The following is a 22,937-nucleotide window of genomic DNA, read 5'->3' as shown; positions in this document are numbered from 1 at the left end:
GGAGGCAGGTCTGGCCGTGAACGAAACCATCGCATCCACACGCGCCGCCCTGCTGGCGCGCGCAGAGGCGCTTCGCGTCAGCGAACCGGACCTTGCCGTTTTCATCGAAGCGGCAGTGGCCGCCACGGATAGCGACGACCTCTCGGCGACGATGCCCGAGGCATTTGAAGCGCGGTTGCGGGCCTCCTACGGCCTGATCGGCGCGGAGCCGCCGCGCAAGAGCCTGGTGCATATTTCGGCAGCGGTGGGAGACGGCCCAATGGTCGTCGACGTCATCTCGCCGGACATGCCGTTCATCGTCGACACGGCGCTCGCCGCGGTGCGGGCGGCGGGCGGATCAGTGCGGCTGCTTGCCCATCCGGTGGTGTTTCTCTCGCCCGGCGGCCTTGCCGCCAAACCGGAACCCGACCACGTGCCGGTCAGTGTCCTGCACATGGAAATCGAGCCCATGGGCGAGACCGAGACGTTGAGAGACGAGCTCGACATGGCCATGAGCGAGGTCGCCCGCGCGGTGCGCGACTGGAAGCCCATGCTCGAGCGGTTGCGGGCGGAAGTCGAGCGGCTTGCCGCCAACCGGGCCGGCCTGCCGGCGGCGCTTGTCGACGAGGCAGTCTATTTCCTCGGATGGCTCGCCGAGAACAACTTCACGTTTCTCGGCGCGCGCGAGTATCGGCTCGAGGGCCGGGGCGACGAGATGCGGCTCGAGCCGGCACCCGGCAGCGGGTTGGGCATTCTGGACGATCCGGCGGTACGGTTCCTGCGCTCGGGGCCCAACTATGTCGAGACGACCCCGCAGCACGTAGCCTTCGTCAGGGCGGTCGAGCCGCTCCTCGTCACCAAGGCCAATATCCGTGCGCGCGTGCACCGGCGCGTGCATATGGACTATGTGGGCATCAAGCTTTACGGGCCGGAGGGCGAGGTGACCGGCGAGTTGCGGATCATCGGCCTTTTCACCTCGCAGGCGCTGGCAACGCCCCACACGGAAGTGCCGCTTATCCGGCGCAAGGTCGTCGAGGTCATGCGGCGGTCCGGCCTCGAGGCAGATAGCCATGCGAGCCGGGCGCTACTGGCCGCGCTCGACACTTACCCGCGCGATGAGCTCTTCCAGATCTCGGTAGACGAACTTGCCGAATACGCCCATGCGGTGGCCACGCTCTACGACCGGCCGCGCGTCAGGGTGCTGCCGCGCATCGACCAGTTCGACAATTTCGTCTCGATCCTGGTCTACATCCCACGCGACCGCTACGACTCGGAGGTTCGCGCCCGCATCACCGCCTATCTCGGCGAATGCTACGACGGGCGCCTCTCGGCCTATTACCCGCACTTTCCCGAAGGAGACCTGGTGCGGCTCCACGTCATCATCGGGCGCAATGGCGGGCCGACGCCGCGCCCATCGCGCACCGAGCTCGAGACCAATGTCGAGAATCTCAGCCGCTCGTTCGGCGACCGGATCGCGGCGGCCGCGCCCGAGCCGGCGACGATCAGCAATTTTCGGGATGCCTTCTCGGCGGCCTATGAATCGCGCAACAGCGTCGCCGACGCCCTCTCCGACATTGCCGTTCTCGAAACCCTGACAGATGAAGCCGCCATCGCCATACGTCTGCGGCGGCGCGTGGGGAGAGAAGGTAAGCTCGGCCTCAAGTTCTATCATCGCGGCAGCGCCATTCCGTTGAGCGACCGTGTGCCGATGCTCGAGCATTTCGGCTTCCGGGTGATCGACGAGCGCACCTATACGGTGAGCCCACGCGACGGGACGCTGCGCTATATCCACGACATGGTGGTCGCTGCGCCCGAGGGGCTCGAGGTGCTGCCCGAGACCGCAGGCGAGACCATTGAACGTGCGATCGCGGCGGTCTGGCATGCACAAGCCGAGAGCGACGGGCTCAACGCCCTGACGCTGTGGACGGGCCTCACCTGGGACGACGTGGCGGTGCTGCGCGCGCTTTCGCGGTATCTGCGGCAGGTCGGCATCTCCTATTCGCAGCGCTATCTCGCCCAGGTCGCCGTGACCCAGCACAGGGCGGCGGCCGCGCTGGTCGGGCTCTTTCGTGCCCTGCATGACCCGGCCGGCGCGAGTGTGGAGGACGCAGAGGCGGCACGAGCGGCAATCGTTGCAGCGCGAGACGCGGCGACCTCCCTCGACGAGGACCGCATCCTCGCCCGGTTCCACAATCTCGTCGAAGCGTCGGTGCGCACCAACTTCTTCCAGCGTGACGCGGACGGCGCCCGGCGCCCGGCGCTCGCCATCAAGTTCGACTGCGCGCAGGTCGACAGCCTGCCGGCGCCCCGCCCGTTCCGGGAGATCTTCGTCTATTCGCCGCGGGTCGAGGGCGTGCACCTGCGGTTCGGAGCGATCGCGCGCGGGGGCCTGCGCTGGTCCGACCGGCCGGAGGACTTCCGCACCGAAGTCCTCGGCCTGGTCAAGGCGCAGCAGGTCAAGAACGCGGTCATCGTTCCGGTCGGGGCCAAGGGCGGGTTCGTGCCCAAGCGCCTCTCGCTCACAATGCCGCGAGAGGCATGGAAGGCCGAGGGCATAGAGAGCTACAAGATCTTTGTCGGCTCACTTCTGGACCTCACCGACAATCTCAACTCCGGCGCGGTGGTGCCGCCGGAGAACGTTGTACGGCGCGACGGCGATGATCCCTATCTCGTCGTCGCTGCCGACAAAGGCACCGCGAGCTTCTCGGACACGGCCAACGCCATCGCCATCAGCCGCGGATACTGGCTGGGCGATGCCTTCGCCTCGGGCGGGTCGGCCGGCTACGACCATAAGAAGATGGGCATCACCGCCCGCGGGGCATGGGAAGCGGTCAAACGGCACTTCCGCGAGATGGATCGCGACATCCAGAGCGAGCCTTTCACAGTCGCGGGCGTCGGCGACATGTCGGGCGACGTCTTCGGCAACGGCATGCTGCTTTCTCGGCAGATCCGGCTGATGGCCGCCTTCGACCACCGCGATATCTTTCTTGACCCCGATCCCGATCCGGAAGCGAGCTTTGCCGAGAGAAAGCGACTCTTCCACCTTCCGCGCTCCTCCTGGCAGGACTACGACAAATCGCTGATCTCCACGGGCGGCGGCGTCTTCTCGCGCAGCCTCAAGTCGATTTCCCTTAGCCCTGAAGTGCGCGAGCTTCTGCGGCTAAGGGCGGCCACCGCCACGCCGCAGGAGGTGATGAGCGCAATCCTTGCGGCCGATGTCGATCTCATGTGGTTCGGTGGCATCGGCACCTATATCCGCGCCTCGAGCGAAACGGATCCGCAGGCCGGCGACCGGGCGAACGACGCCATCCGCATCAGCGCCAGCGAAATGCGCGCCAGGGTGATCGGGGAAGGTGCCAATCTCGGCATCACCCAGCGTGGGCGCATCGAATACGCGCTCAGGGGCGGGCGCATCAACACCGATGCCATTGACAACTCGGCCGGCGTCAACTCCTCGGACCTGGAGGTCAACATCAAGATTGCCTTGGGGCAACTGACCGCTGACGGGACGCTCTCGGGCGCGGCGCGCAACGCTTTCCTTGTCGAGATGACCGACGAGGTGGCGGACCTGTGCCTCAGGAACAACTACCTGCAGACGCTGGCACTTTCGCTCGCCGAGCGTGCGGGGCTGGCGGACTTGCCGGCGCATCGCGACCTGATGATTGGCCTCGAGCAGCGGGGCTTGTTGAGCCGTGCGGTCGAATTCCTGCCGCCGGAAACTTCCATCAGCGAGCGTGCCGAGGCCGGCCACGGCCTCTCGCGCCCCGAGCTGGCGGTGCTGCTCGCCTATGCCAAGCTCACGCTCTATGCCGACCTTCTCGAGTCACCCGCCCTCGACAACCCGTATCTGGCCGGCGAGCTCTTCCGCTACTTTCCGGAGAAACTGAAGGCGCGGTACCCCGGCGCGGTAACCGGCCACCGGCTGAAGCGCGAGGTGATCGCGACGGTATTGGCCAACGCCATGATCAATCGCGGCGGCCCGGCTTTCGTTTTCGAGCTGATGGCGGCCAGCAGCGCGGGCGTCGGAGAAGTCGCCATCGCCTATGCGGCGACACGCGACGTCTATGGGTTGACCGGGCTCAATACCCAGATCGACGCGCTCGACAATCGCATCCCCGGGGCTACGCAACTTGCGCTTTATGGCGAGGTCAACGCCCTGCTCGCCCGTGAAACGCTCTGGTTCCTGCGCAATGCGCATGTGGAAAGCGATATCGCAAACCTGGTTTCGCGCCATACGGAGGGCGTCGGGCAGTTGCGCCGCGTGCTCGGCGAGCTTTTGCCCGAGGCCATGGCGGGAGCAATCGTGGCAAGCGCCGAACGGTTCATCGCAGAGGGCGTGCCGGGGGACCTCGCCCACACCATCGCCAAATTGCCGGTCCTCGCGCATGCCAGCGACGTCGTGCTGGTCAGTGAACGGATGGGGGCCACGATCGAGGAGGCGGCGCGTGCCTTTTTCGGCGTGTTCGGCGTCTTCGACCTCTGGCCGATCGCCGACCAGGGGCGCGCGATCGTGCTGGCCGACCGGTTCGACCGCATGGCGCTCGACCGCGCGCTCGCCAACCTCACCCGCGCCCAGAGGGACCTGACCGCCGATATCCTGGCTGCCGGCGAAGGCCCGATCGAAAAGCGCATCGACGCCTGGCGCAGCAGCCGGCCGCGGGCCGTCGAGCGAGCGGTGGCGGCGGTCGCGGACCTGACGCAAGGCGCGCTGACGGTCTCGCGGCTGTCGGTTGCGGCGGGGCTTCTGGCTGACCTGGCGCGGGAGACGTGAAACCCGGTGATATGATGCGGCCTGCCACCATCAGCCCCGCCTCCCCGGCTCATGCACGCGAGATCATCGCGATGCAGCGGCTTGCCTTCATGCGCGAAGCCCGGCTTTATGGCGACCCAGATCTGCCGCCGATGACGGAAACACCCGACGAGTTGCAGCTGGCGCTGGCAAGCGTGAGCGTGCTCGTGGCTATGATCGACAGCCAGGTCGTCGGCTCGGTGCGGGGACAGCTCGAAAATGGTAACTGCCATGTCCATCGGTTGGCCGTGCACCCAGCATACCAACGCCAGGGTCTGGGCGAGCTACTGATGCGCGCTATCGAAGACGCGTTCCCCACAGTTCAGGCTTTCCACCTGGAAACAGGCCATCTGAGCGCCGGCAATCTGCGCCTGTATGCGAAGCTGGGTTACATCGAGCACCACCGACGGACGGTCGAACAGGACATCGTTCTGGTCGGCTTGAGCAAAAAGCGGTCTTCCCGGTCCAGCGCATCGGCGTGACCATTCGGTCGGTCACACCGTTCACACCCCGAGAAACTGCCGCAGCTCCGGCGTCTTGGGATTGGCGAAGACATGCTCGGGCGGACCGATCTCATGCACGCGGCCCTGGTGCATGAAGACGACGCGCGAGCAGACGTCCCGGGCAAAGCGCATCTCGTGAGTGACCATGAGGAGGGTCATGCCCTCGGCAACCAGTTCCTTGACGACGGCGAGAACTTCACTGACGAGCTCGGGATCGAGCGCCGATGTGATCTCGTCGCAGAGGAGCGCCATCGGCTCCATGGCGAGCGCTCGGGCGATGGCGACGCGCTGCTGCTGGCCGCCCGAAAGCTCATCGGGATAAGCGTCGAACTTTTCGGCAAGCCCGACGCGCTCGAGCATTTTGCGCGCCACGGCTTCGGCCTGCACCTTCGGGGTCTTCTTGACCACCATCTGCGAGAGCATGACGTTGCGCCCGGCAGTCAGGTGCGGGAAGAGATTGAACTGCTGGAAGATCATCCCGACCTTGAGCCGCAGCGCACGCAGGGCGGCCTCGCCCGGCAGCAATTGCGCGCGCCCGACGGCGATCGACCCGGCATCGATAGTTTCGAGCCCGTTGATACAGCGCAGCAGCGTCGACTTGCCCGAACCGCTCTTGCCAATGATGGCGATCACTTCGCCGCGCTCGACGTCGATATCGATGCCCTTCAGGACCTCATTCTGGCCGAAGCTTTTCCTCACGTCAGTGATGGCTATGAGCGACATTGAGCTTCCTCTCGAGGACTTGGCTGGCTTTGGAGAGCGGCCAGCAGAGGCAGAAATAGATAAGGGCGACGAGGCCGTAGACGAGGAACGGCTGATAGGTGGCGTTGGTGACGACCGTGCCGGCGCGGGTCAGCTCGATGAAGCCGATGATCGAGGTCAGTGCCGTGCCCTTGACCACCTGCACCGAGAAGCCGACGGTCGGCGGGATGGCGACGCGCAGGGCCTGGGGCAGGATGACGTAGCGCATCTGCTGGAGATAGCCCATGCCGAGGCTGCTGGAGGCCTCCCATTGACCTCGGGGGACCGCCTCAACACAGCCGCGCCAGATTTCGCCGAGGAACGCGGCCGTCCAAAGGATCAGCGCCAGACCCGCCGCAAGCCAGGCCGGCACGGCAACACCAAACAGCGCCAGCCCGAAGAAGGCCAGGAAGAGCTGCATCAGGAGCGGCGTGCCCTGCAGCAACTCGATATAGCCCCTGGCGAGGTTGCGCAGCCAACCCGACTGGCTGATGCGGGCAAAGAGCACCAGACCGCCGACGATGCCGCCGCCCACGAACGACACCAGCGAGAGAATGACGGTCCACTGCGTGGCGATCAGCAGGTTGCGCAGGATGTCGAAAAAGGTGAACTGGCCCATCAGGCCTTCCTCCTCGGAAAGACCAGCCAGCCGACGCCGTCGAGCACCTTGCGCAGCATGATGGCGAGGACGAGGTAGGTCAGCGTCGCCACCGCATAGGTTTCGAAGGCCCGGAAATTGCGCGACTGCACGAAGTTGGCCGCAAAGGTCAGATCCTCGACCGAGATCTGCGAGACGACCGAGGAGCCCAGCATGACGATGACGATCTGCGAGGCGAGTGCCGGCCAGATGCGCTGGAGCGCCGGGACAAGCACCACATGGCGGAACGTCTGGAACGGAGTCATGGCGAGGCTCTTACCCGCCTCGAACTGTCCGCGGGGTGTGGCCTGGATTCCGGCCCGGATGATCTCGCAGCTATAAGCGCCGAGATTGACGACCATGGCGAGATTGGCAGCCTCAAGCGCCGTCAGTTGCAGGTCGAGCGAAGGCAGACCGAAGAAGATGAAGAAGAGCTGGATGAGGAACGGCGTGTTGCGGATGAGCTCGACATAAGCGGAAACGAACGGCCGGAGCCAGGCCGGACCCAGCGTGCGCACCCAGGCGCAGGCGATGCCGAGTGATACGCCGAGCGCGGCTCCCACCGCAATAAGCTCGACAGTGATGGAAATGCCCTTGAGAAGGATCGGCAGGTAGCCGGCCAGCCAATCAAAGTTCCATTGGTAGCCCATAAGGTCCCCCTCCCCACGCGCCCTGTCGGACCACCGGCGCTGGCGCGGCGGCGATCCGGCAGGTGACCGGGATCTCGATCTTAAAGGTCCGCCGGAAGGTCGGCCTTCAGCCAGGTCTGGGCAATACCGTTAAGCGAGCCGTCCGCCTTCATGTCGGCAATGATGGCGTTGACGGCAGCGAGGAGTTCCGGCTCATCCTTGTTGAGGCCGATATAGCAGGGCGAGTTCTGCACAAGGAACTTCAGCTCCGGCCGGCGGGGCGGATTGCGCTCGAGGATCGAGGCGGCCACCACGTTGCCGGTGGCGATCACATCGACCTGCCCGGACAGGAACGCCGAGATCGTGCCGTTGTTGTCCTCGTAGCGGCGGATGTCGACCCCTTCCGGCACGAGGTCGGTGAGGGTCAGGTCTTCGACGGCGCCGCGGGTGACACCGACCGAGAGGCCGGCGAGATCCTCAGGGCCGGCAAGAGTGACGTCAGCTTCGCCGAAAACGCCATTGTAAAACGGCGCGTAAGGCGTGGTGAAATCGATGACCGCCTCGCGCTCAGCGTTCTTGCCGAGGCTGGAAATGACGAGATCCACCCGGTCAGTCTGCAGGTAAGGAACGCGGTTGGCGCTGGTCACCGGCACCAGTTCAACGGAAACGCCAAGCCGCTCGGCGATCGCCTTGGCCATGTCGATGTCGTAGCCGATCGAAGTCATGTCGGTGCCCACGCTTCCGAAGGGCGGGAAATCCTGTGGAACGGCGACACGGATGGTTCCGCGCTCCTTGATATCGGCAAGGGCATCGGCCTGGGCCGGTACGGCAAAGCCGGCAACAAGGCCGGCGGCGGCGAAGGCTAGGAGCGTGCGACGGAGCATGCGGAATCCTTTTCGTGGTGATTTTCGGTCCCCACGAAGCAACAGGCGTGCCACGAGGATAAACGACTGACGTTGCTCACCACGCCCGATGTTGTTGCGCTTGCCTGCCCAAGAAATGGGCACTTTTGATGGATTTGACGCCGATTTAGGCGCACCGCGTCGACATCACATTGCAGCGAAAGTCGCGCTTGCCTCGCGCGTCCGCATCGGCACACTCGCAGGTGCGCAATTAGCAGGATGAACGGAATGACGAAGCTTTCCGATTGGCTACAGACGACGGCTGCCCGGCAGAACGTCACGCACGACCTCACCCAGACCATCGCGACGATCGCGGCGGCCTGTGCCGAGATCGCGGCCATCCTGCGCACCGCGCCGATCGAGGGGCTTTCGGGCCTGGCCGGAGCCACCAACGTTCAGGGCGAGGCGCAAAAGCAGCTCGATGTGGTCTCGAACGATATATTCATCAAGCACTTGCAGCAGAACCCGGATATTTCGATTCTTGTCTCTGAAGAATTGAATCAAGCGCTTCATTTCGAACGCGAAACCGGCGCCGGACGGTATGCCGTCGCCTGCGATCCGCTCGATGGCAGCTCGAACCTCGACGTCAACGTGACTGTGGGATCTATCTTTTCAGTGCTCGAGGCACCTTCGGGCGTGCGCGACGTGGAACTACTGCAGCCCGGCGTGCGGCAGTTGGCGGCCGGCTATGCCGCCTATGGCAATTCGACGAGCCTCGTCCTCACCTTCGGCAAGTCGGTCGCGGTGTTCACGCTCGATGCAGCCGGCGAGTTCATCCTGACCAAGGACGATGTGACGATCCCGTCGGCATCGGCCGAATACGCCATCAATGCGGCGCGTGAGCGGTTCTGGGATGCGGCGACGCTCGCCTATGTCGACGAGAGCGTTGCCGGCGAGACTGGTCCAGCGGGCAAGCGCTACAACATGCGCTGGGTCGGCTCAATGGTGGCTGACATCCACCGCATCCTGATGCGCGGCGGCATCTTCCTCTATCCCCTCGACAGCGAGACCCTTGCCAAGGGCGGGCGGCTGCGGCTGCTCTACGAGGCCAACCCCATGGCCTTGCTGGTCGAGGCGGCAGGCGGCAAGGCGACCACGGGCTTGGGGCGGATTCTCGAGGTCATGCCAGCCAATATCCACCAGCGCGTGCCGGTCATCCTCGGCTCGGCCGAGGAGGTGGAACGGATCGAGCGGCACTACGCGGTGCTCAAGGCGGGGTAGAGTTCCTGGGGCGGGGCGGTCGAAATTGCAACGTTGCCGGCCTCATGGTAACTCCCGGTCCTGAGATCGGCAGACGATGCCGGCGTAGGAGTCAAAATGTCCGACGAGACCTATGATCTGCCGGAAGCCAATTCCGGCGCCTGGCATGCTCGCCCCTTTCACCGGCAGTGGTTGATGCGGCAGGCCAACCGGCTCTTCGATTTCTTCCAGCGCCATTCGATCAACCCGGAGGGTGGGTTCTACGAGCTCGACACGTTCGGACATGCGCTCGATGCCGACAATCCGCTGCGGCAGATCCATGTGACCACCCGCATGGTGCATTGCTTTGCCATCGGGAGCCTGCTCGGCCGGCCGGGCTCGGACGAGATGGTCGACCACGGCATGCGCTATCTCTGGGAGCACCACCGCGACCAGCAGAACCGCGGCTATTTCTGGTCGCTCGACAACAACGGCCCGCGTGACGATTCCAAGCAGGCCTATGGTCATGCGTTCGTGCTGCTGGCGGCTTCGAGCGCCAAGCTCACCGGTCACCCGCTGGCCGATGCGATGATTGCGGACGTGACTGAGGTGATCGAGAACCGGTTCTGGGACGAGGCCCGAGGCGCAACCACCGAGGAATATGCGCGTAACTGGGCGCCGATCAGCCCGTATCGCGGGCAGAACTCGAACATGCACCTGACCGAGGCGCTGATGGCCGCCTACGAGGCGACCGGCAACCAGGCCTACCTCAGGAAGGCCGGGCGCATAGCCCAGCTCATCATCGGCAAGCATGCGGCGGACCTCGATTATCGCGTCGCCGAGCACTTCACCGAGAACTGGGAGCTCGACCGCGACTATCTCGGCAATGAGATGTTCCGCCCCTCGGGCACCACGCCCGGCCACTGGCTGGAATGGGCGCGGTTGCTCTATCAGCTCTGGATTCTCGGCCACAAGTCGGACTCGTGGCTCACCTACGCCGCCCGCGGTCTCTTCCGCCAGGCGATCGAACTCGGCTGGGACAAGACCCATGGCGGCTTCTTCTATACGCTCGACTGGGACAACAATCCGGTCATGCGCGAGAAGCTGTGGTGGCCGGTCTGCGAGGCGATCGGAGCGGCCGCGTTCCTGACCAATTTCGATCGGGATCCCTATTTCGAGATCTGGTACCGGCGCTTCTGGGACTTCGCCGCCAACCATTTGATCGACCACGAGAACAGCGGCTGGCGTCCCGAGCTCAAGGAAGACCTGACGCCAACCGAGCGGCTCTTCCGCGGCAAGCCCGACATCTACCATGCCCTGCAGGCCTGCCTCATCCCGCTCTTTCCGACCACCGGCTCCATCACCCACGCGATCATCGAGACCGGCAAGCGGAAGTAGACGCCGGCGATGTCGGAAGCCGATCTCATCGCCAGAACGGATAAGCCGGGAACTCGCGAGAGCCTTGCGGCCGATCTCGCCAGTCTCGGCCTGAAAACGGGCGAAACGGTCATCGTCCATTCTTCGCTCAGCGCGCTCGGATGGATTGCCGGTGGGCCGGTTGCAGTCATCCAGGCGCTTCTCGATGTCCTTGGGCCCGAGGGCACACTGGTGATGCCGGCACATTCAGCCGGTCTTACCGATCCGGCGAATTGGCGTGCGCCGCCCGTTCCGGCCGACTGGGTCGATATCATCCGCGCCAATATGCCGGCCTTCGATCCGAGGAAGACGCCGACCAATGGCATGGGACAGATCGCCGAACTCTTCCGCACATGGCCAGAGGTCGAGCGCAGCCAACATCCGAATTGCTCATTCGCCGCGCTTGGGCCTGAGGCTTCGCGAATACTCTGCGATCACGCGCTCGACAGTCCCCTCGACGAGCGCTCGCCACTCGCGCGGCTTTACGATCTTGACGCCAAGGTGCTGCTGCTCGGCGTTGGCTTCGACAGATGCACGATTCTCCATCTCTCCGAGCATCGCGCCTGGCCCGAGCGCCCGCTCGAGGCCGGAGGGGCGCCGGTACTCGTGGACGGCGTTCGGCGGTGGGTACCGTACAGTGCGCCGCCGGTCGGGGATTCCGATCTCTTCGTACCCATCGGATCGCAGCTCGCGGCCTCGGGCAAGGCGGCAACCGGCAGAGTCGGCGCGGCCGACTGCGTGCTGCTCTCCTCAAGGGTTCTGGTCGATCATGCCGTGAGCGAATGGCGAGAGGGCGGGCTGCCCGAGACAGAGTATCATGCGCCGTCATAGACGCCTCGTCTCCTACTCTCTCTGTCTGCTTATCGCATCGGCGGGTATCTGTGTGGAATCGGCGAGCGCATCCTTGGCTGGACTGTCGACACCTGCTCGAGCCAGGTGACGACCTGTCTTTGAGGTGCGGCGCGCTAAGAGACACTTAGATGGCTAGGTCGTGCGCAGTTGGTGGGGGTGATTATGCTGAAACATCTCCTCGCGATCTTCATCTTGGTCGTCCTCGCCGGGTGCCAGACGGCGCCGAAGTGCGTCGTGACGCCAAACGACACCGTCAAGTGCACCTAGCACATCGTCGAAAGCGTCCCTGGGTCAGCAACACCATGAGATGCGCCCAGAGCGGGCCATTGCATCGGGAGGCTCGGGCGCGTAAACCCGCCGGACGCGCCAGGACTTGCCCATGATCGCTTCGCCCTACCCTGCCCAGCTGCCACGCCACCTTATCGAGGCCGCGGTGACGGCCGCGCTTGCCGAGGACCTGGGACTGGCGGGGGACCTGACCAGCCAGGCGGTGCTTTCACCGAGCGCGTCAGCCAGCGCCACGATCTCGGCGCGCGAGCCGGGCGTTATCGCCGGCATGGACCTCGCCCGCGTGGCCTTCAGCCTTGTTGGGGATGGCATCGACTTCGTGCCGCACCTGCGTGACGGTGAGCGGGTGACGGCTGGCGGCGCAGTGGCCGATGTTTACGGTCCGGCCCGGCTGGTGATGTCGGCCGAGCGCGTGGCGCTCAATTTCCTCAATCCGCTCTGCGGGATCGCAACGCTCACCCGCGCCTTCGTCGATGCCATCGCGGGCACGGGCGCACGCATCTGCGATACGCGCAAGACAACGCCCGGGCTGCGCGCCTTCCAGAAATATGCCGTGCGTTGCGGCGGGGGCGCCAACCACCGCTTCGGGCTCGACGATGCGATCCTTATCAAGGACAACCACATCGCCGTCGCCGGAGGCGTCGCCGCCGCCATCAAGGCCGCGGAAGCCTTTGCCGGACATCTCGTTGCCATCGAGATCGAAGTGACGACCCTCACCGAGCTCAAGGAAGCTCTTGATGCAGGCGCGCGTGCGGTGCTGCTCGACAACATGAGCATCGAGACCCTGACCCGGGCTGTCGCCATCAATGCCGGTCGCGCCAAGCTCGAGGCTTCGGGTGGGGTCAAACTCGAGCAGGTGCGCGCGATCGCCGAAACCGGCGTCGACTACATCTCGACAAGCCAGATCACGCTCTCCGCCCCTCCCCTCGACCTCGGGTTAGATGTGACGATCCAGCCATGACAGCCCTCGACCAAGCCCTGGACGACAGCGACCTTCCGGCCCTGCTCGACCTGTCGCTGACCGCGGCCATCGCCGCCGCCGACGTCATCAAAACCGTCTACGCGCGGCCTTTTGCCGCGGAAACCAAAGCGGACGGCTCGCCCGTGACCGAGGCGGACGCGCGGGCCGAGGCGGTGATCATCGAGCATCTGATGCCGACCGAAATTCCGGTGTTGGCCGAGGAGAGCGTGGCCGCCGGCCGTATACCGCTGCTCGGACGCCGCTATTTCGTCGTCGATCCGCTCGACGGCACCAAGGAGTTCCTGAAGCGCAACGGCGAATTCACGGTCAACATCGCCCTCGTCGAGGATGGTCGGCCGGTATTGGGCGTGGTGCTGGTGCCGGCAACGGGGCGCGCGTATCTGGGCGGACCGGACGGCGCCCAAGCATGCGAGACGAGCGCGGGCGCGCCCGTCGAGATGCGCAGGATTTCAGTCAACGATTCCAGACCGTTGCGCATCGTTGCCAGCCGCTCGCACGGGCATGCGGCGCTCGCCCCGCTGTGCGAAACGCTCGACGTTACCGAGGACGTCTCCGTCGGCTCCTCCCTCAAGTTCTGCTTGCTGGCCGAAGGCAACGCCCAGATCTATCCGCGCTTCACGCCGACCTGCGAGTGGGACACGGCGGCCGGCCAGGCAGTGCTCGAGGCGGCGGGCGGCACGGTGCTGACGATGGACGGGCTGCCGCTGCGCTACGGCAAGGCTGACCTCAAATTCCTCAATCCCTTCTTCGTTGCCGCCGCAAGCGAAGATCTTGCCATACGCGCCGCTGCCGAAATGTCGCGCCTCGTCGCGTAATCCACTGACAGCTTTGAATTTTCCTGGCAGCCATGCGATACGATCTTAGCTGATCTGCAGCATGAGTTGCTTCAGCGGGCTTGTGCCGCGCCGAACATTGAATATATAGGGCCGATATATATCAGCCGGGCATAGCCAGGCGGAGAGCCCTATCATGAATGTCAGGACATTGTGTCTCTCGATTCTCTACGAACGTGAGGCGACGGGGTACGAGATTCGGCGCATGTCCGTCGAAGGCGAGTGCTCCTATTTCGTCGAAGCGAGCTACGGTTCGATCTATCCTGCGCTCGCCAAGCTCGAGGACGACGGGCTGGTCACGAGCCGGGTGGAGCCGCAAGAAGGCAAGCCGGCCAAGAAGGTCTATTCCATTACCGAAGCGGGACGTGCCGCCTTCGTCGATGCGCTGCACGAGCCGCTCGAGGAAGAGGTATTCCGCAGTCCGTTCCTCCTATTTGCGCGCTTTGCGCACCTGCTGCCGCCCGAACTGGTCGAGGCGCGGGCCAAAGAGCAACTGGAGCGGATTCGCGAAGATATCCGTCAAATAAAGCAAGCTGCCGAGGCGGACGGTCGCACCGAAGGCGACGCATGGGTCGTCGACTACGGATTGGCGATTATGGAGCTTGCAGAGACACATCTGCGTACCCACATGGACGAACTGGTGGCGCTGGCGCGCCCCGAGCAGATCAAGAAAAACGCAGCGGAATAAGGGGCGACTTACGATGCGTGCACTATTTTCCTATGGCCTTGCGCTATTGATCCTGCTCGGTGCAGGCGCGTGGCTGGCCACCGGCACACTGGTTACGGGCGGAAATGGCCCGGAAGAAGGCGTGCGGCCGATTATTTCCGTCATCGAGGGTGAGGACCACGGACCGATTTCCGAGAGCCTCGGCGATGCCGGCGTTCTTGCCGAGCACCACGCCAACGCTGACGCGGCCCTTACGGTTGCCCAGCGCAACGAGCAGGTGAATGGCGAGAGCGCACCGCTGCAGTCGGTCCGTACCGCCATCTACGATGCCCAGCCCATGCCGATCCAGGTGCCGCTGCGAGGCCGCACTCAGGCCAAGGCGACCGTCACCGCCGTCGCCGAGACGTCGGGCATCCTCGAAACTGTCCATGTAACCAAGGGCCAGGAGGTCGCAGCAGGCGACCTGCTGTGCACGCTCGACCGGGGCACGCGGGCGGCGGCGGTCGCGCAGGCGGAGGCTGCACTCGCCCAGGCCGAGGCCGGCCTCGAGCAGGCGCAGCTCGATTTCGACACCAATGCGCAACTGCGTGAGCGTGGACTTTCGGCTCCCAACACGCAGAACCAGTTTGCCGTGGCCCTGCGGTCGGCGCAGGCGCAGTTGAGCTCGGCAGAAGTCGCACTCGACAATGCCCGCGACGAGCTGGAAAAAACCGAGATCGTGGCCAAGGTGCCTGGCGTGGTCCAGTCTCCCCTGGCCGACGAAGGCACAATGCTGGCCCAGGGGGCGACCTGCGCGACCATCGTGCGGCTTGACCCGATGCTGTTCACCGCCACCGTACCCGAGGCCTATATCGGACTTGCCAAGCTTGGCCTCGATGCCACCATCACGACGGTCACCGGCCAGACGCTCGAGGGGAAGGTCAGCTTCATCTCCTCAACCTCCAACGAGGCCACCCGCGCCTTCCCGATCGAGATCGAGATCCCCAACGCTGATGGCGACGTTCGCGATGGCGTGACGGCCCAAGCGGTCGTCAAGGCAGGGGACGCTCCCGGACACCTGCTGCCGCAGTCGGTGCTGACGCTCGATGACGACGGGGTCCTCGGTGTGCGTACCGTCGAGGACGGAGTCGTTGCCTTCTATCCGGTCACGATCGTCAGCGACACGCGTCAAGGCGTATGGGTGACAGGGCTGCCGAACCACGTCCAGGTCATCACCGTGGGCCAGGAATTCGTCAACGCCGGTCAGGCGGTAAAAGCCACCGTCATCGATGGCACTGAGACGCCGGAAAGTGCACAATCATGATGGATTTTCTCGAACGCGTCCTCAGGATGCCGCGCGTCGTTCTGACGGTGATGGCGCTGTTGCTGCTCGCCGGTGGGGCGGCTTACGTCTCCCTACCGAAGGAGAGCTTCCCGGCCATCGACATTCCCTACCTTTATGTGTCGATCAACCAGACGGGCGTCTCGCCGCGTGACGCGGAAACGCTTTTGGCCAAGCCGGCCGAGGACGAGTTGGCCGACCTCGATGGCCTGGTCAACATGACCTCGACCTCGACCACCGGCCATGCGTCCGTGCTCCTCGAGTTCGACATCAACTTCAACAAGGACCAGGCACTCTCGGACGTCCGAGCCAAGCTCGACACCATCCGCAGCGAATTGCCCGAGGACGCAGACGATCCGACGGTCACCGAAGTCGACGTCGTCGGCTATCCGATCATTTCGGTCGCCGTCTACGGCGACGTGCCCGAGCGCGAACTGGTCCGTCAGGCCGAGGATCTGCAAGACGAGCTGGAGAACATTCCCGAGGTGCGCGAGGTCACGATCTCGGGCGCGCGCGACGAGGTGCTCGAGGTACGGGTCGATCCGCTGCGGCTCGATGCTTACGGGTTGACGGCGAGCCAGATGCTCGATGCGCTGGCGCGCAACAACATGGTCGTGCCCGGGGGCACGCTCAACACCGGACAGGGCTCGTTCAACATCGAGGTGCCCGGCCTCATCAGCAATGCCCAGGACATCATCAACCTGCCGCTGAAGACCGACGGCGACACCGTCGTCACCTTTGGCGACGTGGCCACAATCACGAGCACGCTCGAGGATGCGACCGAATATACCAATGTGAACGGGTCTCCGGCCATCATTCTCGGCGTTTCCAAGAAGCTTGGAACGAATATCATCGACGTCTCCGACAAGGTCCGGGCCGTCACCGAAGCGTACACCAGTGACTGGCCGAGCGGCATCGGGCACAGCTTCTTCCTCGATCAGGCTGTTTCGACGCTCTCCCTCTTCCGCTCGCTCGAGGCGGCGGTGTTCACCGCTATCGCATTGGTGCTGATCACCTGTGTCGCCACCCTCGGCGTGCGGCCGGCCATCATGATCGGCATGTCGATCCCGATCTCGTTCATGTTGGCGTTCCTGGTGGTGCAGGCGCTCGGCATGACCATCAACATGATGATCATGTTCGGTCTGGTGATCGCCGTCGGCGTGCTTGTCGACGATCCGGTGGTGGTCGTCGAATATGCCGAGCGCAAGCTCCAGGAGGGCATACCCAAGCGGGAAGCCTTCATCATGGCGGTCAAGAAGATGTTCGTACCGGTGGTCGGCGCGACGGCGACGACGCTCGGTGCCTTCGTTCCCCTGCTCTTCTGGCCCGGGATTGTCGGCAAGTTCATGAGCTACCTGCCGATCATCGTGATCGTCGTGATGTGCGCCTCGCTCATCTCGGCGCTCATCTTCATGCCGGTCATCGGCGGCATCATCGCTTCGACCCATGTGGATCCGAAGCGCAAGGAAGCCGCCGACACGGTCATGTATGCCGACAAGTTCGATACCAAGAAGGTGCGGGGCCTGACGGGCTTTTACGTGCGGGCGCTGCAGGTATTGCTGCAATGGCCGATCCCGACGCTCATCGTCGGCTTCGGCATCATCGTGGGCATATTCGGGCTCTATATCGCCAACCCCACCGGTACGGAGGCCTTCCCCGAATCCGAACCGGAGTTCGCCACGGTCTACGTCGTCGGGCGCGGGAACTACTCGCCCGAACAGATCCGCGACATGCTGGTCGAGGTCGAGGACGAGCTTCTGCAGGTTCACGGCATCAAGGACGTGATCATGCAGTTCGGCGCCAGCGAAACCAGCGCCAACGCCCCGCCGGACACCATCGGCAATTTCCAGCTCGAGCTCATGGACTACGCCTATCGCGTCAAAGCCGACGAGATCTTTGCCGACATCCGCGAGCGCGTTGCCGACATCTCTGGCCTCGACATCCAGGTGCAGGCCATGGAGAACGGGCCGCCGGCGGGCAAAGACATCAATCTGCGTGTCGAGAGCACCAACTATGACGACCTGCTTCCGGTCGTCACCGCACTGCGCGACTATGTCGAAAACGACGTGGAGAATACTGTCGACGTCGAGGACGACCGTCCGTCACCGGGCATCGACTGGCAGGTGACCATCGACCGCGTCGAGGCCGGCCGCTACGGCATCGGGGTGCGGGAGCTGGCGCCCTATGTCCAGCTGGTGACCGGCGGCGTCGAGATCGGCACCTATCGGAACGACGAGGGTGAAGAGATCGACATCAAGGTGCGCCTGCCGCGCGACGAGCGCTCGTTCGCCGTGCTCGACACCCTGCGGATCGCCACGTCCGAAGGCCTGGTCCCCGTTTCGAACTTCATCGAGCGGACGGCCGTGCCCAAGGTTGCCAATATCGAGCGGCGCAACCAGGTCTATGTGATGGGCGTTGCCGCGAGCCTTGCCAACCTGCCCGAGGGCGTCTACGCGGCCGACCGGGTGGAGCAGGTGCGCCAGTGGGTCAACGAGCAGGACTTCCCTTCGAGCGTCAACATCGTCTATGGCGGCGCTGAAGAGCAGACCGAAGAGGCCAACGCCTTTATCATGCAGGCGTTCGGCGGGGCCATGTTCCTCATCTTCCTGGTGCTGCTGCTGGAGTACAACAGCTTCTACCAGGTGCTGGTGACGCTCTCGACGGTGATCATGTCGATTGCTGGCGTTCTGGCGGGGATGCTGATCACCGGCATGAGCTTCTCGGCGATCATGACCGGTCTCGGTATCGTGGCGCTGGCGGGCATCGTGGTCAAGAACGGTATCGTCTTGATCGACACCTACAACTCCTACCACCGTGAAGAAGGGGTGGAATCGGTCAAGGCGATGCTCATCACCGCCTCCCAGCGTGTGCGGCCGGTGTTGTTGACCGCGTTCCTGACGGCGCTCGGCGTCATCCCGATGTGGGCCAATATCGAGTTCGACTTCATCCGCCGCGAGATTGTGGTGGGCGGCATCGCCGGTTCGTGGTTCGTCCACCTGTCGGCGGCGCTGGTCTCCGGCCTCTTCGTGTCGACGGCTCTGACCCTGGTCATGGTGCCGGTGATGGTCACGGCCCCGACTGTGATCTGGAGCCAGATCAAGTCGATCGGCGGGGTCTTTGCCGGTGCGTTCGGCTGGATCGGCGGTCTCCTCGGCCGCAGGCCCGCCCAGGCGGTGCCGGCAGGATTCGACGGCATGACCATTGAGATCCCGGAGGATGCCGACGCGGCCAGGCGCTACATCGTCTCCAAGGATGCCGGGCTCACCAAGAAGGAAGAGAACGGAGTGACCGTCGTCTCACGCGACGCGGCCGAGTAGCGCCACACTCCTCAACGAAGATAAAGGCCCGCAGCAATGCGGGCCTTTACTTTTGCACGGTTGTGTTCGACGCGTGCCTTGCTTATCGTTCCTACAGCGCGCAACTGGCGATTTGAGATGGGGAACCATCGGGGAGCGCGTGTCGACCTGCCGATCGCCTGGGCGGCCGGGGATATTCCCGGTTTCAACTCCAAACCGAGGAGCCGCTCATGGACGTGTATCGCGACCAACTGGCCGCATTCGATCCCGACATCTTCTCTTTCATCGCCGCCGAGGAACGGCGCCAGTCCGCCGGAATCGAGTTGATCCCCTCCGAGAACTACACCTATCCCGAAGTGCTGTCGGCGCTGGGCTCGGTGCTGACCAACAAATACTCCGAAGGCTACCCCGGCCGGCGCTACTATGGCGGCCAGGAAAATACCGACGCCATCGAGAACGTCGCCCGTGAGCGGGCGTGCGCGCTGTTCCGGGCTCAACATGCCAATGTGCAGCCGCTCTCGGGTTCGCCGATGAACCAGGCCGTGTACTTCGGTCTCCTGGCGCCGGGCGATACGATTCTGGCCATGGACCTTTCCCATGGCGGGCACCTGACCCATGGCGCGCCCGTGTCGCACATGGGCAAGGTGTTCAACTTCGTGCGCTACAAGACCGAACCCGACGGCAGCATCGACTATGACCGCGTGATGGAGCTGGCCAAGGCAAATCGGCCGAAGCTGGTGCTGGCGGGACACTCCTCGTATCCGCGCGAATACGATTATGCTGCCTTCCGGCGGATTGCCGATGCGGTCGGGGCGCGAGCGATGGCCGACATCTCGCATCTGGGCGGATTGGTTGCCGCCAATGTTCTCGCCAATCCGCTCGACGCCGGCTTCGACGTCGTCACCACCACGACGCATAAATCCCTGCGCGGTCCGCGTGGCGGCCTGATCCTTTGCAGCGCCGAACTCGCCAAGACGATCGACTCCGCCGTCTTTCCCGGCTTGCAGGGCGGCCCGCACATGAACCAGGTCGCCGCGGCGGCGATCACGTTCAAGAAGGCGATGGAGGCGCAATTCCTCTCCTATGCGCGACAGGTGCTGGCCAATGCCAGGACGCTGGCGGGGGCACTCGCTGCGGGTGGCGCCCAGCTCGTTACCGGTGGCACCGACAACCACCTCATGGTCGTCAACACCGTTGAGAGTTTCGGGCTGGACGGGCGGCAGGCCGAGGAGACGCTCGACCGGATCGGCGTCACGGTGAACCGGCAGATCGTGCCCGACGACCAGCGCCCGCCCCTGCGCCCCAGTGGCATCCGTCTCGGCACTCCCGCCTCGACCACCCGCGGGATGGTGGAAGGGGATATGGAGCTGCTGGCCGGGTGGATGATTTCGGCACTCCAGGCGCCGGAGGATACGGCTCAGCTCGCGGATTTGCACAAGCAGGTCTCGGAGTTTTGCCGCCAGTTCGCCGTGCCAGGTGTGGAGCAATCGTAGCCGACACCCATCGTCCGACCGCTTGCGCTCCACCCGTACCTATTGCTAAACGGAATTTATAGTTATTAGCTGGCGGCAGTTTTTGGCCGCATCGGGGGAGAGCAGGCAGGTCGGGGCGATGACGGACAAGCTGGACGCAGACGATACTGTCGAGGCGGAAGCACACTCGCGCCGCCGTCGGGCAACGCGCCGGGTGACGATGACGGACGTTGCGCGTGAGGCCGGCTGCTCACAGGCGACGGTCTCATTCGTCCTCAACCGATCGCCCGGCATCAAGCTCTCGGCGGAAACGCGCGAACGCGTCATCGAGGCGGCGCGCAAGCTCGGCTATTCGGCGCCGGTGCTGGCACATGTGAATCAGCAGCGCATGGCCTATCCCACCATCGACGGCAAGGTCGGCTTCGTCGTCGATCAACTGGCAACCAGTCCCGAGGCGGTGGTGGCCATCGAAGGGGCGCGGCAGGCCTCCTGGAATGCGCGCAACATCGTTCTCGTTGCCCAGACGCTCAACGATCCCGTCATGGAGCCGCGCACCATCGCCGCCCTTGTCGAGCAAGGGATCTCGGCGCTCGTCTACATGGCCATCTTCACGCGCGAGATCCAGGCACCCGACTATCTGCGCGACCTCGACATCCCCGTGATCCTGCTCAATTGCTATACCAGCGATCACACCTTTCCGGCGGTGGTGCCGAGCGAGATCGCAGGCGGTCAGCGCGCAACGCGCTACCTCATCGAGCACGGGCACCGCCGCATCGGCACGATCACGGGCGAACCATGGATGGAGGCCACGCAGGACCGCCTCAAGGGCTACCGGCGGGCACTGGCGACCGCCGATATCCCGTTCGATCCGGATCTCGTCATCGAGGGCGACTGGTCGGCAAGCGCCGGCTACGAGGCGACGCGCCGGCTGCTGGCGCTCGACGAGCGGCCGACGGCCATCTTCTGCCAGAACGATCGCACCGCCATCGGCTGCTATGAAGCGCTCAAGGAAGCAGGGCTCGATATTCCCCGCGACATCTCGGTCGTCGGCTATGACGACGAGGAAATCTCGCAGCATCTCCACCCGCAGCTCACCACCTCGATCCTGCCCCACAGGGCAATGGGGCACTGGGCGATCGAGCAGCTCGAATTGCTGGAGCATGGCGACACCCGGCGCTATCCGATCACCAAACTCGAATGCCCGCTCATTGAACGCAGCTCGGTAGCGCCGCCACGGGCAAGAGAATCTTAAGCGCGCGGCGCAGCAATCGAAGCGCGGGGCACCAGTTCGCACTCGATCTTGACCTTCTGCACGCGATCGGCCGCATCGGCGCTGCCATAGCTGTCGAGCAGGTGTCCGACCGCCCAGCGCGCCATCTCGTTGTGCGGCAGGACCATGGTGGTCAGCCCCGGCTCGAGATAGGAGACGAGGTCCTCGTCGTCGAAGCCGACGACCGAGAGATCCTCGGGGATGCGGAAGCCGGCGCTCCGCGCCGCTTCGTAGGCGCCGATCGCCATACGATCGTTGAAGCAGAAGATGGCAGTCGGCGGCTGGGGCCGTGAGAGCAGCTGCCGGGCAAGCTTGCGTCCGGCAGCCATCGTCCAACCGCCGGGAATGACCAGATTCTCGTCGATGGGTACGCCCCAATGGGCCATGGCTTGGCGGAAGCCATTCTCGCGGTCGACCGTCGCCTCGAGCCACTCCTCGCCCTTGAGGTGAGCTATGCGCCGGTGCCCGGCCTTGAGCAAGGCTTCGGTCGCCATATAGCCACCGGCGATGTCGCTCGGCACGACGCTGGCATAGCGCAGCTTCTTTTCGTGGCAGTTGAGCAGCACCACCGGCAGACCGGAAAGGTAGTCGGGCGCCACGATCTGGCGGGTGATGAGCGAGGCATAGATGATGCCCAACGTCTTCTGGGCGGTGAGCAGTTCGACAGCGGCCTTTTCGAGAACAGGATCCGAACGGGTGCAGAAGGTGGCGACGGTTACCTCCTCGAGCGCCGCTTCGTCGCGCGCGCCCTCGATGAACGGCGCGGCAAAAGGTGTGGTGGTCACCTCGTCGATCAATAGTCCGATGACACGGGCCCGGCCTTCGGGCACGGGATGTCCCTTGCCTTTGCGGTAGCCGAGATCCTCGGCGGCCTCGATCACGCGACGGCGGGTCGCCTTGGACACCCGGGCGTTGGGAACGCCGTTGAGAACCAGCGAAACCGTTGCCTGCGACACGCCGGCCCGCTCGGCCACATCGATCATCGTGGCGCGTTTATCCAAGAGCCAATCCCACCCGTCGTCTATCCGGACCGAGGCTTCATACGCTCAACGCCTGCAGGGCATTGAAACTCATGGCAAACCGCCTGGTTGTTCACCGTAGCTAACGCGAGCGATCGCGCCTTCGCAAGCATTCATGAATTTTTCGCCTCGCCGCTTCTCCCCTCTTGCCAATCCGCCTGC

Annotated in this window: 18 protein-coding genes and 1 riboswitch; of the genes, 13 read left to right on the top strand and 5 right to left on the bottom strand. The window is 64.5% G+C overall.

Annotated features, from left to right (window positions below; all coding sequences use genetic code 11):
- Positions 1-16 precede the first annotated feature (16 nt).
- Positions 17-4,750 carry an NAD-glutamate dehydrogenase gene (locus tag QQK18_RS12330; RefSeq protein ID WP_284340638.1) on the top strand — a complete coding sequence of 1,578 codons (4,734 nt, stop codon included), beginning with the start codon at positions 17-19 and terminating at the stop codon, positions 4,748-4,750.
- A gap of 14 nt (positions 4,751-4,764) precedes the next feature.
- Positions 4,765-5,250: a GNAT family N-acetyltransferase gene (locus QQK18_RS12325; RefSeq protein WP_284340637.1), complete on the top strand. Its 486-nt coding sequence runs from the start codon at positions 4,765-4,767 to the stop codon at positions 5,248-5,250.
- A gap of 21 nt (positions 5,251-5,271) precedes the next feature.
- Here QQK18_RS12325 and QQK18_RS12320 read toward each other — a convergent pair whose 3' ends face one another.
- From QQK18_RS12320 to QQK18_RS12305, 4 genes are all read right to left on the bottom strand, one after another.
- A complete protein-coding gene (locus tag QQK18_RS12320) occupies positions 5,272-5,994 on the bottom strand; it encodes an amino acid ABC transporter ATP-binding protein (protein ID WP_284340636.1) in 723 nt (240 codons plus the stop codon).
- Positions 5,972-6,631 carry an amino acid ABC transporter permease gene (locus tag QQK18_RS12315; RefSeq protein WP_284340635.1) on the bottom strand — a complete coding sequence of 220 codons (660 nt, stop codon included), beginning with the start codon at positions 6,629-6,631 and terminating at the stop codon, positions 5,972-5,974. The genes QQK18_RS12320 and QQK18_RS12315 overlap by 23 nt, the downstream gene beginning before the upstream one ends.
- Entirely contained in the window at positions 6,631-7,299 is a 669-nt protein-coding gene (locus QQK18_RS12310) for an amino acid ABC transporter permease (protein WP_284340634.1), read from the bottom strand. Before QQK18_RS12310 ends, QQK18_RS12315 begins: the two co-directional genes overlap by 1 nt.
- Before the next feature lie 80 nt (positions 7,300-7,379).
- Positions 7,380-8,162 (bottom strand): transporter substrate-binding domain-containing protein, encoded by a 783-nt coding sequence (locus tag QQK18_RS12305; RefSeq protein ID WP_284340633.1) that lies wholly within the window; start codon positions 8,160-8,162, stop codon positions 7,380-7,382.
- A 246-nt stretch (positions 8,163-8,408) separates the two neighbouring features.
- Between QQK18_RS12305 and QQK18_RS12300 the strand changes: the two genes are divergently transcribed.
- The 11 genes from QQK18_RS12300 to QQK18_RS12255 all read left to right on the top strand — a co-directional run bounded on the left by QQK18_RS12300 (position 8,409) and on the right by QQK18_RS12255 (position 21,738).
- Positions 8,409-9,401 carry a class 1 fructose-bisphosphatase gene (locus QQK18_RS12300; RefSeq protein ID WP_284340632.1) on the top strand — a complete coding sequence of 331 codons (993 nt, stop codon included), beginning with the start codon at positions 8,409-8,411 and terminating at the stop codon, positions 9,399-9,401.
- A gap of 96 nt (positions 9,402-9,497) precedes the next feature.
- Positions 9,498-10,757 (top strand): AGE family epimerase/isomerase, encoded by a 1,260-nt coding sequence (locus tag QQK18_RS12295; protein WP_284340631.1) that lies wholly within the window; start codon positions 9,498-9,500, stop codon positions 10,755-10,757.
- Positions 10,758-10,766: 9 nt separating this feature from the next.
- A complete protein-coding gene (locus tag QQK18_RS12290; RefSeq protein ID WP_284340630.1) occupies positions 10,767-11,606 on the top strand; it encodes an AAC(3) family N-acetyltransferase in 840 nt (279 codons plus the stop codon).
- A gap of 183 nt (positions 11,607-11,789) precedes the next feature.
- Positions 11,790-11,894, top strand: coding sequence for a lipoprotein (locus tag QQK18_RS27655; protein WP_488798414.1), 105 nt, complete (start codon positions 11,790-11,792; stop codon positions 11,892-11,894).
- A gap of 112 nt (positions 11,895-12,006) precedes the next feature.
- Positions 12,007-12,876, top strand: a complete 870-nt coding sequence (gene nadC, locus QQK18_RS12285; RefSeq protein ID WP_284340629.1) for a carboxylating nicotinate-nucleotide diphosphorylase — start codon at positions 12,007-12,009, stop codon at positions 12,874-12,876.
- The gene (gene cysQ / locus QQK18_RS12280; RefSeq protein WP_284340628.1) at positions 12,873-13,712 is read left to right on the top strand and encodes a 3'(2'),5'-bisphosphate nucleotidase CysQ; all 840 of its coding nucleotides are present in this window, start codon (positions 12,873-12,875) and stop codon (positions 13,710-13,712) included. Before nadC ends, cysQ begins: the two co-directional genes overlap by 4 nt.
- A 154-nt stretch (positions 13,713-13,866) precedes the next feature.
- Positions 13,867-14,418: a PadR family transcriptional regulator gene (locus QQK18_RS12275; RefSeq protein ID WP_284340627.1), complete on the top strand. Its 552-nt coding sequence runs from the start codon at positions 13,867-13,869 to the stop codon at positions 14,416-14,418.
- A 13-nt stretch (positions 14,419-14,431) separates the two neighbouring features.
- A complete protein-coding gene (locus QQK18_RS12270) occupies positions 14,432-15,700 on the top strand; it encodes an efflux RND transporter periplasmic adaptor subunit (protein WP_284340626.1) in 1,269 nt (422 codons plus the stop codon).
- Positions 15,697-19,035 (top strand): efflux RND transporter permease subunit, encoded by a 3,339-nt coding sequence (locus QQK18_RS12265; protein ID WP_284340625.1) that lies wholly within the window; start codon positions 15,697-15,699, stop codon positions 19,033-19,035. Before QQK18_RS12270 ends, QQK18_RS12265 begins: the two co-directional genes overlap by 4 nt.
- A 90-nt stretch (positions 19,036-19,125) precedes the next feature.
- Positions 19,126-19,206: riboswitch (ZMP/ZTP riboswitch) on the top strand.
- Positions 19,207-19,244: 38 nt separating this feature from the next.
- Positions 19,245-20,507, top strand: coding sequence for a serine hydroxymethyltransferase (gene glyA, locus QQK18_RS12260; protein ID WP_284340624.1), 1,263 nt, complete (start codon positions 19,245-19,247; stop codon positions 20,505-20,507).
- 199 nt (positions 20,508-20,706) lie between these two features.
- Positions 20,707-21,738 (top strand): LacI family DNA-binding transcriptional regulator, encoded by a 1,032-nt coding sequence (locus QQK18_RS12255; protein WP_379994532.1) that lies wholly within the window; start codon positions 20,707-20,709, stop codon positions 21,736-21,738.
- Here the strand turns inward: QQK18_RS12255 and QQK18_RS12250 are convergent.
- Entirely contained in the window at positions 21,735-22,757 is a 1,023-nt protein-coding gene (locus QQK18_RS12250) for a LacI family DNA-binding transcriptional regulator (RefSeq protein WP_284340622.1), read from the bottom strand. The genes QQK18_RS12255 and QQK18_RS12250 overlap by 4 nt on opposite strands.
- Positions 22,758-22,937 lie beyond the last annotated feature (180 nt).

Origin of the sequence: Devosia nitrariae (genome assembly GCF_030160115.1) — a bacterium.
GTDB classification, from domain to species: Bacteria; Pseudomonadota; Alphaproteobacteria; order Rhizobiales; family Devosiaceae; genus Devosia; species Devosia nitrariae.
This window is presented reverse-complemented; position numbering and strand designations above follow the sequence as displayed.

Coding starts and splice junctions, on each gene's coding strand:
- QQK18_RS12325 (WP_284340637.1), top strand. CDS start 4,765: ATGCGGCCTGCCACCATCAGCCCCGCCTCCCCGGCTCATGCACGCGAG.
- QQK18_RS12320 (WP_284340636.1), bottom strand. CDS start 5,994: ATGTCGCTCATAGCCATCACTGACGTGAGGAAAAGCTTCGGCCAGAAT.
- QQK18_RS12315 (WP_284340635.1), bottom strand. CDS start 6,631: ATGGGCCAGTTCACCTTTTTCGACATCCTGCGCAACCTGCTGATCGCC.
- QQK18_RS12310 (WP_284340634.1), bottom strand. CDS start 7,299: ATGGGCTACCAATGGAACTTTGATTGGCTGGCCGGCTACCTGCCGATC.
- QQK18_RS12305 (WP_284340633.1), bottom strand. CDS start 8,162: ATGCTCCGTCGCACGCTCCTAGCCTTCGCCGCCGCCGGCCTTGTTGCC.
- QQK18_RS12300 (WP_284340632.1), top strand. CDS start 8,409: ATGACGAAGCTTTCCGATTGGCTACAGACGACGGCTGCCCGGCAGAAC.
- QQK18_RS12295 (WP_284340631.1), top strand. CDS start 9,498: ATGTCCGACGAGACCTATGATCTGCCGGAAGCCAATTCCGGCGCCTGG.
- QQK18_RS12290 (WP_284340630.1), top strand. CDS start 10,767: ATGTCGGAAGCCGATCTCATCGCCAGAACGGATAAGCCGGGAACTCGC.
- QQK18_RS27655 (WP_488798414.1), top strand. CDS start 11,790: ATGCTGAAACATCTCCTCGCGATCTTCATCTTGGTCGTCCTCGCCGGG.
- nadC (WP_284340629.1), top strand. CDS start 12,007: ATGATCGCTTCGCCCTACCCTGCCCAGCTGCCACGCCACCTTATCGAG.
- cysQ (WP_284340628.1), top strand. CDS start 12,873: ATGACAGCCCTCGACCAAGCCCTGGACGACAGCGACCTTCCGGCCCTG.
- QQK18_RS12275 (WP_284340627.1), top strand. CDS start 13,867: ATGAATGTCAGGACATTGTGTCTCTCGATTCTCTACGAACGTGAGGCG.
- QQK18_RS12270 (WP_284340626.1), top strand. CDS start 14,432: ATGCGTGCACTATTTTCCTATGGCCTTGCGCTATTGATCCTGCTCGGT.
- QQK18_RS12265 (WP_284340625.1), top strand. CDS start 15,697: ATGATGGATTTTCTCGAACGCGTCCTCAGGATGCCGCGCGTCGTTCTG.
- glyA (WP_284340624.1), top strand. CDS start 19,245: ATGGACGTGTATCGCGACCAACTGGCCGCATTCGATCCCGACATCTTC.
- QQK18_RS12255 (WP_379994532.1), top strand. CDS start 20,707: ATGACGGACGTTGCGCGTGAGGCCGGCTGCTCACAGGCGACGGTCTCA.